Annotated in this window: 12 protein-coding genes; 2 read left to right on the top strand and 10 right to left on the bottom strand. The window is 72.1% G+C overall.

Annotated features, from left to right (window positions below):
* The 5 genes from GTW43_RS23470 to GTW43_RS23450 form a co-directional block, all read right to left on the bottom strand.
* Window positions 1-574, bottom strand: a 574-nt coding sequence (locus tag GTW43_RS23470) for a uracil-DNA glycosylase (protein ID WP_161304021.1), incomplete at its 3' end; no start/stop codon positions are given.
* 94 nt (window positions 575-668) lie between these two features.
* Window positions 669-1,757 carry a sialidase family protein gene (locus tag GTW43_RS23465; RefSeq protein WP_161304020.1) on the bottom strand — a complete coding sequence of 363 codons (1,089 nt, stop codon included), beginning with the start codon at window positions 1,755-1,757 and terminating at the stop codon, window positions 669-671.
* Window positions 1,758-1,861: 104 nt separating this feature from the next.
* On the bottom strand, window positions 1,862-3,052 hold the full coding sequence (locus GTW43_RS23460) for a globin domain-containing protein (RefSeq protein ID WP_161304019.1): 1,191 nt from the start codon (window positions 3,050-3,052) through the stop codon (window positions 1,862-1,864).
* A 127-nt stretch (window positions 3,053-3,179) separates the two neighbouring features.
* Complete coding sequence (locus GTW43_RS23455) at window positions 3,180-3,623, bottom strand: Rrf2 family transcriptional regulator (protein ID WP_161304018.1); 444 nt, start codon at window positions 3,621-3,623, stop codon at window positions 3,180-3,182.
* Window positions 3,624-3,753: 130 nt separating this feature from the next.
* Window positions 3,754-4,836 carry an NADH:flavin oxidoreductase/NADH oxidase gene (locus tag GTW43_RS23450; RefSeq protein ID WP_161304017.1) on the bottom strand — a complete coding sequence of 361 codons (1,083 nt, stop codon included), beginning with the start codon at window positions 4,834-4,836 and terminating at the stop codon, window positions 3,754-3,756.
* Window positions 4,837-5,069: 233 nt separating this feature from the next.
* Here GTW43_RS23450 and GTW43_RS23445 point away from each other — a divergent pair, with 233 nt between their 5' ends.
* A complete protein-coding gene (locus GTW43_RS23445; protein WP_161304016.1) occupies window positions 5,070-5,432 on the top strand; it encodes a helix-turn-helix transcriptional regulator in 363 nt (120 codons plus the stop codon).
* 13 nt (window positions 5,433-5,445) lie between these two features.
* Here the strand turns inward: GTW43_RS23445 and GTW43_RS23440 are convergent, their stop codons facing one another.
* Both GTW43_RS23440 and GTW43_RS23435 read right to left on the bottom strand, forming a co-directional pair.
* Window positions 5,446-6,786 carry an NADP oxidoreductase gene (locus GTW43_RS23440; RefSeq protein WP_161304015.1) on the bottom strand — a complete coding sequence of 447 codons (1,341 nt, stop codon included), beginning with the start codon at window positions 6,784-6,786 and terminating at the stop codon, window positions 5,446-5,448.
* Between the two features lie 115 nt (window positions 6,787-6,901).
* Window positions 6,902-7,576 carry a DUF305 domain-containing protein gene (locus GTW43_RS23435; protein ID WP_161304014.1) on the bottom strand — a complete coding sequence of 225 codons (675 nt, stop codon included), beginning with the start codon at window positions 7,574-7,576 and terminating at the stop codon, window positions 6,902-6,904.
* A gap of 74 nt (window positions 7,577-7,650) precedes the next feature.
* On the opposite strand from GTW43_RS23435, the gene GTW43_RS23430 reads away from it, so the two are divergent.
* The gene (locus GTW43_RS23430; protein ID WP_161304012.1) at window positions 7,651-9,156 is read left to right on the top strand and encodes a hypothetical protein; all 1,506 of its coding nucleotides are present in this window, start codon (window positions 7,651-7,653) and stop codon (window positions 9,154-9,156) included.
* On the opposite strand, the gene GTW43_RS23425 is transcribed toward GTW43_RS23430, so the two are convergent.
* The 3 genes from GTW43_RS23425 to GTW43_RS23415 all read right to left on the bottom strand — a co-directional run.
* Window positions 9,144-9,851, bottom strand: a complete 708-nt coding sequence (locus GTW43_RS23425) for a TetR/AcrR family transcriptional regulator (protein WP_161304010.1) — start codon at window positions 9,849-9,851, stop codon at window positions 9,144-9,146. The genes GTW43_RS23430 and GTW43_RS23425 overlap by 13 nt on opposite strands.
* A 474-nt stretch (window positions 9,852-10,325) precedes the next feature.
* Window positions 10,326-10,964 (bottom strand): LysE family translocator, encoded by a 639-nt coding sequence (locus GTW43_RS23420; RefSeq protein ID WP_161304008.1) that lies wholly within the window; start codon window positions 10,962-10,964, stop codon window positions 10,326-10,328.
* 258 nt (window positions 10,965-11,222) lie between these two features.
* Window positions 11,223-11,643: HAD-IA family hydrolase (locus GTW43_RS23415; protein WP_161304006.1), on the bottom strand; the 421-nt coding region annotated here is incomplete at its 5' end.

Below are 11,643 nucleotides of genomic sequence, written 5' to 3'. Positions count from 1 at the left end.
GGGAGGGGTGCGGGGACTCGATCGCCGGGTAATCGCCCAGCCAGGGCCGGGTGTTGCGCGCGTCGCGGCCCCACAGGACGGAGACCAGCGGGCCGCCGCGCGCCGCCAGTGCCCGGATCGCCTGCTCGGTGACCTGCTCCCAGCCCTTGTCGCGGTGCGAGGCGGGGCGCCGCGGGGCCACCGTCAGCGCCCTGTTGAGCAGCAGCACGCCCTGCCGGGTCCACGGGGTCAGGTCCCCGCTGGCCGGCTGGGGCACGCCCAGGTCGGCGTTCAGCTCGCGGTAGATGTTGAGCAAGCTCGGCGGCAGCGGGCGCACCTCGGGCGCGACCGAGAACGACAGGCCCACCGCGTGCCCCGGCGTGGGGTAGGGGTCCTGGCCGACGATCAGGACCCGCACCTCGTCGAAGGGCTGCTGGAACGCGCGCAGCACGTTCGCCCCCGACGGCAGGTAGGTACGGCCCGCCGCGATCTCGGCGCGCAGGAAGTCCCCCATCGCGGTGATCTGCCCGGACACGGGTTCCAGGGCCTTCGCCCAGCCCGCTTCGACGATTTCATGCAGAGGTCGTGGTGCCACGGCGTCACCCTACTGCCGCGGCGGGCGGGCGTTTCACGCGGCGGCCGGAGGGCCGGGTGCGAAGGCCGGACCCCGCGCCGCGCGCCGCCCGGTGTCAGCCCACGATCGCCGCCCGCACGCACAGCACGTCCGGCAGGTGGGAGGCCAACTGCCGCCAGCTGTCGCCGTCGTCGCCCGATGCGTACACCTCCCCGTTCCTGTTCCCGAAGTAGACGCCGGCCGGGTCCGCGTCGTCCGTGCACAGGGCGTCGCGCAGCACCGTGCCGTAGTGGTCCTCCTGCGGCAGGCCGTGCTCCAGCGGCTCCCAGCTGCGCCCCGCGTCGGAGGTGCGGAAGACCCGGCAGCGGCGGTCGGCGGGGACCCGGTCCGCGTCCGCGTTGATCGGGAAGAGGTACGCGGTGTCCCCGCGGTGCGGGTGCGCGGCCGCCGCGAAGCCGAACGTGGAGGGCAGACCCGCGCCGATGTCCGTCCACTTCGCGCCGCCGTCGTCGCTGCGGCACACGCCCCAGTGGTTCTGGAGGTACAGCCGGTCCGGGTCGGCCGCGTCCCGGGCCACCTTGTGCACGCACTGGCCGAACTCGGGGTCGGGGTCCGGCAGGAACACCGCGGACACCCCCGAGTTCGACGGGGACCAGCTGGCGCCGCCGTCCTGCGAGCGGAACACGCCGGCGGTGGACACGGCCACGGTCAGCGCCTGCGGGTCACGCGCATCGGTCAGGACCGTGTGCAGGCCTTCGCCGCCCCCGCCCGGCACCCACCGCGTGCGCGTGGGGTGCTCCCACAACGGGCGGCACAGCTCGAAGGACTCGCCCCGGTCCTGCGAGCGGTACAGCGCGGCGGGCTCGGTGCCCGCGTAGACCACACCGGGCTCGGCCGCCGCCGGGTGCAGCTGCCACACCCGCTCCAGCGAGGCGCCGGTGTCCTGCGGGAACCTGACCGCGGGGGCCGCGGGCTCGGTCCACGTGCGGCCGAGGTCGTCCGAGTGGAAGACGGAGGGGCCCCAGTGCGCGCTGTCGCCGCCCACGAGCAGTCTGGGCACCGCCTTGCGGGTGTCGATGGCGACCGAGTACACCGCCTGCGCGTTGAAGTAGGGGCTCTCGTCGAATCCCCAGGTCCCGTCCGGGCCGCGGCGCCCCAGGAACAGCCCCTTGCGCGTGCCCACGGCCAGCAGCACATCGGTCATGCCGAACACCTCCGAAACGTCGTTGTCTCCAGGTATCCGCCAGTCTGCACCCCCGCACTGACAACGGGCATCGGCGAGAGGGTCCTCGCAGCTCAGTGCGGGTGTCAGGCCGCCGCGAGCCACAGGTCGGGGCCGAAGACCTCGTAGTGGATGTCGGCGGCCGCGACGCCCTTGGCGAGCAGTTGTCCGCGCGCGGCGCGCATGAAGGGCAGCGGGCCGCACAGATACGCCCGCGTACCGGGTGCGACCGTGACGTCCGAGAGGTCCATCAGGCCGGTGCGGTCACCGGCGCCGCCCTGCTCGTACCAGAAGTGCACGGCCGCGTCGGGGAGCTTCGCGGCGAGGGCCTCGTGGTCCTCGCGCAGGGCGTGGGTCGCGGGGGAGCGGTCGGCGTGCAGGACGGTCACCGGGGCGTCGTGGCCGGTGCCCGCCAGGTCGTCGAGCATGGCCAGCATGGGCGTGCAGCCGATGCCGGCCGAGGCGAGCAGCAGCGGAGCGCCGTCGGCCTCGAGGACCAGGTCGCCGTAGGGCGCGGAGACGCGCAGCAGGTCGCCGGGGCGGACGTGCGTGTGCAGGTGCTGCGAGACCTCGCCGTCCGGGGTGCCGTCCGTGCCGGGTACGCGCTTGACGGCGATCGAGCGCGTCGCCGCGGAGGGGGCGCCGGTCAGGCTGTACTGGCGTATCTGCCGGGCGCCGTCGGCCAGTTCGACCTGGACCGAGACGTACTGTCCCGCGCGGAACGCGGGCGCGCTGTCGCCGTCGGCCGGGCGCAGCACGAAGGCGGCGACGTCCGCGGTGGCATCCGTGCGGGACACGACCTCCCACGCGCGCCACACATCACCGGCGGCCACGCCCTGCGCGGCGTAGAGCCGCCGCTCGATCGCGACGAGGGCGTTCGCCATCAGCCAGTACACCTCGTCCCAGGCGCGCGCGACCTCGGGTGTGACGGCGTCGCCGAGCACCTCGGAGATCGCCGCGAACAGGTGCTCGTGCACGATCGGGTACTGCTCGGGGAGCACGCCGAGCGAGGCGTGCTTGTGCGCGATGCGGCCCAGCACCACGTCGGGCCGCTCGTCGGGACGGTGCACGAGACGGGTGGCGAAGGCCGCGATGGAGCCCGCGAGCGCCTGCCGCTGGCTGCCGGCCGCCTGGTTGCCCCGGTTGAACAGGTCGCGCAGCAGCTCGGGGTGGGCCCTGAACAGCTTCTCGTAGAACAGCCCGGTGATCTCCTCGATGGCGGCGCCGACGGCGGGCAGAGTGGCGCGGACGACGGCGGCCGACGGTTCGGTGAGCATCAGCGGGTCTCCTTGTTGTGTTCGTGTTGTTCTTGTTCTGTCTGAGTGCACAGAAATATGCATCTCAGATTCCGATTAAAGGCCGGAGCGTCCCGCCCTCAGGGTGGTGCCGGTGGTGGGGCCGCGCTCAGTCCGCGTCGCGGCGGGGTGACAGCGACAGGAGCAGGGGGCCGGTGGGTGCCGTGACCAGATCCGCGAGGGTCAGCGGGTCCAGCGAGGCGAAGAACGCCTCCTGGGCCGTGCGCAACGCCCCGCGCAGCCGGCACGCGGCGCGCAGCGGGCACGGCGTCGTTCCCGTGCAGTCCACGACGTCACCGGGCCCCTCCAGGTCCCTCACCAGGGCGCCGACGGAGGCCGAGCGTCCGGCGGGGGTGAGGGCGAGGCCCCCGCCCCGGCCGCGCCGGGTCTCGACGAGCCCCATGTGCTGGAGCTTGGCGACGGCCTTCGCGGTGTGGGTGTACGGCACCTCCATCGTCGCCGCGACCTCGCGCGTGGTGGGGAGCTCCCCCTCCTCGACCGCGAGGCGCATCAGCACGCGGAGTGCCAGGTCCGTGAAGCGTGTCAGCCGCATGGCAGCACGGTATGAATTGTTGCATCTGAAAGGCAAGTTAAGCCGGTGAGGCATGCGTCACGCCCCCTGCGCGCGGCGCAGGGGGCGTGACGTCCGTCGGGGCCCCGGGACGGGGGCCGGAAGGCGCGGGTCAGACCGAGCGGTGGTACGGGTCGGGCACGTGCACGTCGGCGCCGAGCTCGCGCGCCGCCCGGCGGGCGAACGACGGGTCGCGCAGCAGTTCGCGGCCGATGAGGACCGCGTCCGCCTCGCCGTTGGCGACGATCTTCTCCGCCTGCTCCGGCTCGGTGATGAGCCCGACCGCCGCCGCGGGCACCCCGGCCTCGGTGCGCACGCGCGTCGCGTACGGCACCTGGTAGCCCGGGCCCACCGGGATGCGGACACCGGACGCGTTGCCTCCGGTCGACACGTCGATGAGGTCCACGCCGCGCTCGCGCAGTGCGGCGGTGAAGCGCACGGTGTCGTCGGCGGTCCAGCCCTCGCCGTCCGCCAGCCAGTCGGTCGCGGAGATCCGGAAGAAGAGCGGCAGGTCCTCGGGCCACACGGCGCGCACGGCGTCGACGACCTCCAGCGCGAAGCGGGTCCGGTTCGCGTACGAGCCGCCGTACTCGTCGGTGCGGTGGTTGGAGTGCGGGGACAGGAACTGGCCGATCAGATAGCCGTGCGCGCCGTGCAGCTCCACGACCTCGAACCCGGCGGCGAGCGCCCGGCGCGCGGCGTCCGCGAACTGCCCGGTGATCTCGTGGATCTGCTCGGTCGTGAGGGCCGTCGGCACCGGGTGCCGCTCGTCGAACGGGACCGCGCTCGGCGCCACCGGCTGCCAGCCGTGCGCCTCGGGCCCGACCGGGGCGCCGCCCTTCCACGGGCGATCGGTGGAGGCCTTGCGGCCCGCGTGTCCGAGCTGGATGCCGGGCGTCGTGCCCTGCGACTTCAGGAACGCGGTGATCCGGCGGAACGCGGCGACCTGCTCGTCGTTCCAGATCCCGAGGTCGTACGGGGAGATCCGGCCCTCGGGGGTGACCGCCGTGGCCTCGACGACGATGAGCCCGGTGCCGCCGGCCGCCCGTGCGCCGTAGTGCTGGAAGTGCCAGTCGGTGGGCGCGCCCGCGAGCGGGCCGTCGGGGGCGGCGCTGTACTGGCACATCGGCGGCATCCAGACCCGGTTGGGGACGGTGACGGACCGCAGGGTGTAGGGCTCGAACAGCGCGCTCACGGGGGACTCCATTCAGTGCTTCGGGTACGTGCCCGTCGGCACGGCCACAGGCTCGGCTCGTACGATAGGCATCGTAGTACGGCATCTGTCAAACTACGAGGAGTCTCGTACAATGCCCGTACCGGAGGGCCGGGGCGCGCAGCCGTACGTGCGCCCGGCCACGACAAGGCCGTGCGGAGTGCGGACGCCGCACGGAGCGCAGAGCGCAGAGCACAGACACAAGGAGCCGTCCCATGAGCACCGCCGCACCGCAGTCCACCGGCAGCCGTGCCCTCGCACACCCGGCGCGCGAGGAGATCCGTCTCGAGGCGGTGCTGCACGCCCTGTCCGACCCCATGCGCCTCGCGGTCGTCCGCGAGATGGCCGCCGCCGGCGACGCGGAGCTGTCCTGTTCGGCCTTCGAGCTGCCCGTCACCAAGTCCACGTCCACGCACCACTTCCGCGTGCTGCGCGAGAGCGGCGTGATCGAGCAGGTCTACCGGGGCACCGCGAAGCTCAACGGGCTGCGCCGGGCCGATCTGGACGCCCTCTTCCCCGGCCTGATCGACCGTGTCCTCGACGCGGCGGCCCGGCAGGCGGCCCGGCTCGACGGCTGACCGGCCGGATCCGTCAGATGCCGTGCGCGGCGCTCAACAGGCCGTGCCAGTCAGGGATCTTGACCGTGTCGCGGCCCAGCGTCCGCCCGAGTTCCGCCTCGGCCCGCTCGATCGCCCGCCAGCCCGCCCAGTCCACCGGATGCAGACCGGCGGCCCGCAGCCCGTCCAGCGGATCACCGTCGAGGTCCCGGCCGAGCAGTCCCGGCGCGTCGGCGAGCAGTGAGGCCACGGTCTCCTTGGCGCACGAGCGGTTGGTGCCGATCACGCCGGTGGGCCCGCGCTTGATCCAGCCCGCCACGTACTCGCCGGGTGCGGGCCGGCCCCCGCGCAGCACCCGCCCCGCGTCGTGCGGCACCGTGCCCCGCACCGGGTCGAACGGCAGCCCGTCCGGGGGCATTCCGCGGTAGCCCACCGAGCGCAGCACGAGCTGTGCGCCGATCTCCTCGTACCCGCCCGTGCCGCGCACCCCGCCGTCCCCGTCCGGCCGTGTCCGCTCGAGACGGACGCCCGCGACCCGTCCCCGCCGCCCCGTGATCTCCACGGGCCGCAGGAAGAACCGCAGATGGATCCGGCGGCCCGCGCCGGTGCCGGGGCGGGCCGCCCAGTCCCGCAGCACCTCGATGGTGCGGCGGGTCGCCGAGGGCAGCGCCGACGGGTCCGCGTAGCCGGGGTCGAGCGCCAGCTCCCGCTCGTCCACGACGACGTCCGTGTCCGGCAGCGTTCCCAGCTCCCGCAGCTCCTTGGTGGTGAACCTGGCCTGCGACGGGCCCCGCCGCCCCACCACGAACACGTCCCGCACCCCGCTCCCGGTCAGGGTGGCGAGCGCCGCCTGCGGCATGTCGGTGGGCGTGAGCTCGGCCCGGCCCCGGGCCAGCATCCGGGCCACGTCCACCGCCACGTTCCCGACGCCGATCACCACCGCCGCACGCACGTCCCGGACGAACCCGGCGTCGACCGCGTCCGGATGCGCGCTGTACCAGGCCACGAAGTCCGTCGCCGACCAGCTGCCGGGCAGGTCCTCGCCGGGAATCCCGAGCCGGCGCGCGGCCGCGGCCCCCACGCAGTACACGACCCCGTGGTACAGCCCGAGCAGTCGCTCCGGCGGCAGCGCGGGCCCCACCTCGACGCCGCCGAGGAAGCGCACCCGCTCCTCCTCGAGCACCGCGCGCAGCGTGCTCTGCAGCGACTTGATCTTCTCGTGGTCCGGCGCGACCCCGTAGCGCACGAGGCCGTACGGGCACGGCAGCCGGTCCAGGACGTCCACCCGCAGACCGGGCACGCGGTCCTGGCTCAGCAGGCCCTGCGCGGTGTAGACCCCGCTCGGACCCGATCCGACGACGGCGAAGTGCGGCACGGGCGGCTCCTTCCGCTGGTGCGCTCCTGACTCTCAGGATGGCACCGCGGACCGCCGCCGGGGAGGGCCGCGGCGTGCGCGGCACGGCGGACCGTGCCGGCGCGCGCACCGCGGGTCACATCGCGCGCATCCGCTCGATCTCGGCGCTCTGCTGCGCGATCACGTCGTCGGCCATCTCCTCGATCTGGATGTTGTTCCCGTCGCCCTTCACGTCCGTGGCCATGGTCACCGCCCCCTGGTGGTGCGTGATCATCAGCTTGAGGAACAGGGAGTCGAAGGCCTTGCCGCGCGCCGCCCGCAACTGCTTCAGCTGGGCCTCGGTGGCCATCCCCGGCATCGTGTCGTGCGCGTGATGCCCCGACGGGGCCTCCTTGCGGCCGTGCTGCTTCAGCCAGCCGCGCATCGTCGCGATCTCCGGCTTCTGGGACGCCGTGATCCGCTCGGCGAGCCGCTTCACCGGCGTCGAATCCGCCTGGTCCGGGGCGAGTTCGGTCATCTTCAGGGCCTGTGCGTGGTGCAGGATCATCATCTGCGCGTAGGAGACGTCCGCCGAGTTGGGGGTGTCGTCGGAGCCCCGTGACGCGGCGTCCTTCGCCGACAGCGTCTCCGCCGCCTCGCCCGGTTTCCCCGGCGCGATGACCGAAGGGCCGCTGGACGCGCGGGAGTTGTCCGCGCCGTCCGCCTCCGCGCCGCCCGCGTCGCATCCGGCGAGAGCCAGTGCCGCGGCCGCGACCAACGTGGGAACAGCAAGTTTCATGACGAGCTTGTTGCCATCTGTTGATCTGTGCATGAGGAAGACGATACTCGGGGGATCCGTGAACTGTTCACGGATCGATGACGTCACCGTCAACCAGGGAGACCACAGTGACCCTGTTGCAGGACTCCACCCGAACGCGGCGCAGACGACTGGGAGTTGCCACGGCCGCGGCCGGACTGCTCGCGGCCCTGCTCGCGGCCGGACCCGTGTCGGCGACCCCGGATCCGGGCGACACCGCCACCGCGCCCCGGTCCGTCTCGCGCACCGCCGAGAAGGAGGCCGAGGCCGCGATAGCCGCCGGTGAGATACCCGGCCAGGACGAGGTCGTCCACTCCGACAACATCGAACACCTCACCAACATCCCCAAGGACGCGCTGGCGGACTTCAACACGGACCTCGCGTTCCAGGGCAATTACGCCTTCGCGGGCAACTACGACGGCTTCCGCATCTACGACATCAGCAGGCCCAAGGCGCCGAGAACCGTCGCCCAGGTGCTGTGTCCCGGGTCCCAGAACGACGTCTCCGTCTCCGGGAACCTGCTGTTCCTGTCCACGGACAGCTCCCGCAGCGACGACTCCTGCGCCTCGACCACCCAGCCGGCGACCGAGAAGTCGTCCTGGGAGGGCATGAAGGTCTTCGACATCAGCGACAAGCGCAACCCGAAGTACGTCGCCGCGGTCGAGACCGCCTGCGGCTCGCACACGCACACGCTGGTGCCGGAGAAGAAGAACGTGTACGTGTACGTCTCGTCGTACTCGCCGAGCGCCACCTTCCCGGACTGCCAGCCCCCGCACGACGGCATCTCCGTCATCAAGGTGCCGCGCAAGGCCCCGCAGAAGGCGGCGGTCGTCGGCTTCCCCGTCCTGTTCCCCGGTGAGGGCCCCGACGGCGGCGGCAACCCGGGCGGTCCGGTGAACCCGGGTGTCTCCAAGACCACCGGCTGCCACGACATCACGGTCCTGCCCTCCAAGGACCTCGCGGCGGGTGCCTGCATGGGTGACGGCATCCTGTTCGACATCAAGAACCCGGAGAAGCCGCGGGTCATCGACCAGGTCCAGGACAACGTCAACTTCGCGTTCTGGCACTCCGCGACCTTCAACCAGAAGGCCGACAAGGTCGTGTTCACCGACGAGCTCGGCGGCGGCGGAGCGGCCACCTGCAACGCCGAGATCGGCCCGGACCGCGGCGCCGACGGCATCTACGACATCGTCGGCAAGGGCGACAAGCGCAAGCTCGTCTTCAAGAGCTACTACAAGATCCCGCGCCACCAGGCCGACACCGAGAACTGCGTCGCCCACAACGGCTCGCTGATCCCGGTCAAGGGCAAGGACATCATGGTCCAGGCCTGGTACCAGGGCGGTGTCTCCGTCTGGGACTTCACGAACTCGGCGAAGCCCCGGGAGATCGCCTACTTCGAGCGCGGCCCGCTGACCACCGACGAACTCGCCGTCGGCGGCTCCTGGTCCGCGTACTACTACAACGGCTACATCTACTCGAACGACATCGAGAAGGGCTTCGACGTCCTGAAGATCGACGACCGGCGCACCGACCCGGCCGAGCGCGTCCGGCAGCGCGAGCTCAACGTCCAGACGCAGCCGGACTACTTCGACTGACCGTCCCGCTCCACGGGGCGCAACGGCTCGAAGTAGCGCGAGAAATCGGCCGCACGGCCGTGTGCGGGGCTTTCCCCGGACCCCTCGTCGTCCACGACGGCGTCGTCCGGCGGGAAGCCCCGCTCCCATGCCAGCCCGTACCGCTCGAACAGCTCGGTGCGCATCGTCGTCATCGGCATCGGCGCACCCGGCACCAGAACCGCGAACACCGCACCCATCAGCAGGGCGCGCAGCATCGGATAGTCCCGGTCCACGTCGAGCGTGCCGTGCCGCAGCACCGTGTCCCGCAGCAGCTCCGCGAGCCGCTGCTGCTCGGCGCACTGCACGAACCCCTCGGCCTGCAGGATGCCCGCCATGTGCGTGCGCATCAGCACCGGCTCGTCGCGGGCGAGCCCCAGGATCGCGTCGATCGCGCGGGCCAGCCGCTCGTCCCCGTCCTGCGTGTGCGGCTCCCGCTCCAGCGCCTCCTCCAGAGTCCGGTTCATGAGCCGGTGCACCGCGGACTGGAGCAGCTGGCGCTTGCCCGGGAAGTAGTACGAGACCAGACCGCGGGCCGAACCGGCCCGATCGGCGATGTCACCGAGCGTCGTCGCCTCGTAACCACGCTCGCCGACCAGCTCGAGTGCCGCTTGAAGAAGCCGCTCCCGGGAACGCCGGCGCAACTCCTCATTGACCGATGCGCTGCGGGGGGACATCCTTGACTCCTGCGTTGACTGGCTCGCAGCCAACTATACTCAACGCGACCCGGCCACCGGCCCCTCGGGGTGTGGTGCGCACGGGCTCGGCCGTATCGGGCGACGCGGGGGATCGTCCGATACGGCCGCACCAGGGCCGGTCCCCGGGCGACGGCTACGTCACCGCGGGACCGGCCGCCACTGGCCGTCCGGCCGACGGCGAGGGGCCGGCGAGCCCCAAGACAGCGCACGGAGCGGATACCGACCGCGCTGGGAGATCCGGCACCGATCCGGATGACGTGACCGTGCAATGTCCGCAGGCAGTGCACCGAGCTCGCGCAGCTCCGGCGCGACGATCTGTTGCAGCTCGTGCTCTCGTGATCGGTCTGTCTGCGCATCCGCATGGCCTCAGCCACCGGACCGCGGGCTGTTGATGTCGGCCGATCCGGTCCTTGGACACTGTGAACATGTCGCTGAACTCTGGCCTGCGGATCGTCAGTTGCTGAGTGCCAGCCTGATGCCGAAGACGCCGATGACGCCGCCGGTGATCCGGTCGAGCACGCGGCGAGCCTGGGGCCTGCGGAGCCACCCCTGCAGGACGCGAGCGAAGCCGATGAGGATGGCGGACCACAGCAGACCGATCAGGATGTGCACCGCGGTAAGCAGGAACCCCATGGTGAAGTGGCCGGTCCCCGGGGGGATGAACTGAGGCAGGACGGCGACGTAGAAGGCGCCCATCTTCGGGTTCAGGAGGTTGGTGAGCGTCCCCTGCCGCCAGCCTCCGCCGACCGAGTCCACGCCCGCAGCTGGAGCAGAGTCGTCCTGGCCTGCCGAAGGAAGGCCCCGGAAGGTGTCCCGGAGCATGCGGAACCCCATCCAGATCAGGTAAGCGGCGCCGACCCAACGCAACGCGGTGTACGCGAGATGGGAGGCCGTGAGAAGCGCAGTCACCCCGAGGGAGGTGAACGTCCCCCATACCAGGGTGCCGGTCTGGATCCCGAGGACGACGCCCCAGGCTCTCCTGCGTCGGCCGAGGGCTGACGTGCGCAAGATCAGCGCCGTGTCGAGTCCGGGGGTCAGAGTGAGAAGCCCTACAACAAGGGCGAAGGACCACAGAGCGGAGCTTATTGCCATGGAATGCCAGCTTACCCCGCCAGATCATCTGCTGTGTCAGCGGGTCTGGCTGACCTTGAGCTGTTCAGCCTCCACTCCGAAGAAGCAGGCCCGAGTCGATACACCCGGCCGACGAGGCTGCGCATGCCCTTCACCTCGCGGCCCCACGGGTACACCCGTGCTCGCGCCCTCCGACGGCAGCCCGGTCGCGAGCGTGTCCGAGATGCCAGCCCCCACTTGTCGAGCGACCCGGAGGCCAGGACGCCTCTGACCCGTGCGTCAGAGGAGCCCGAGCACCGGGCGCAGTCCGTCCGGCCGCTCGTCGGCCGGCAGGTGGTCGACGAAGTACGTCGCGCAGCCGAGCGCCGCCGCGCCCCCGTCCGCGCGGCGGTCGTCGCCGACCATCAGCGTGTCGCCCGCCGCCACTCCGAGCGCGTCGAGCGCTGCCGTGAACAGCCGCGGGTCCGGCTTCGTCGCGCCGTGCCGGTACGACAGGACGTACGCGTCGACGTAGGGGTCGAGGCCGTGCTCGACGAACACCGGGCGCGGATCCCAGCCGATGTTGCTCACGACGCCGACCGGCACCCCGCGCTCGCGCAGCGCCCGCAGCAGCCCGGCCGCGTCGGGGTAGGGGCGCCAGGCCGCCGGGTGCGTGCTGCGGTCGTAGAGGACGTCGTAGATCCGCTCGTCCGGCAGCGGC

This window comes from Streptomyces sp. SID5785 (genome assembly GCF_009870065.1).
Taxonomy (GTDB): domain Bacteria; phylum Actinomycetota; class Actinomycetes; order Streptomycetales; family Streptomycetaceae; genus Streptomyces.
This window is presented reverse-complemented; position numbering and strand designations above follow the sequence as displayed.

What these genes read in the sequence shown, in the direction of transcription:
- GTW43_RS23465 (WP_161304020.1), bottom strand. Translation starts at nt 1,757, where the DNA reads ATGACCGATGTGCTGCTGGCCGTGGGCACGCGCAAGGGGCTGTTCCTG.
- GTW43_RS23460 (WP_161304019.1), bottom strand. Translation starts at nt 3,052, where the DNA reads ATGCTCACCGAACCGTCGGCCGCCGTCGTCCGCGCCACTCTGCCCGCC.
- GTW43_RS23455 (WP_161304018.1), bottom strand. Translation starts at nt 3,623, where the DNA reads ATGCGGCTGACACGCTTCACGGACCTGGCACTCCGCGTGCTGATGCGC.
- GTW43_RS23445 (WP_161304016.1), top strand. Translation starts at nt 5,070, where the DNA reads ATGAGCACCGCCGCACCGCAGTCCACCGGCAGCCGTGCCCTCGCACAC.
- GTW43_RS23435 (WP_161304014.1), bottom strand. Translation starts at nt 7,576, where the DNA reads ATGCACAGATCAACAGATGGCAACAAGCTCGTCATGAAACTTGCTGTT.
- GTW43_RS23425 (WP_161304010.1), bottom strand. Translation starts at nt 9,851, where the DNA reads ATGTCCCCCCGCAGCGCATCGGTCAATGAGGAGTTGCGCCGGCGTTCC.
- GTW43_RS23420 (WP_161304008.1), bottom strand. Translation starts at nt 10,964, where the DNA reads ATGGCAATAAGCTCCGCTCTGTGGTCCTTCGCCCTTGTTGTAGGGCTT.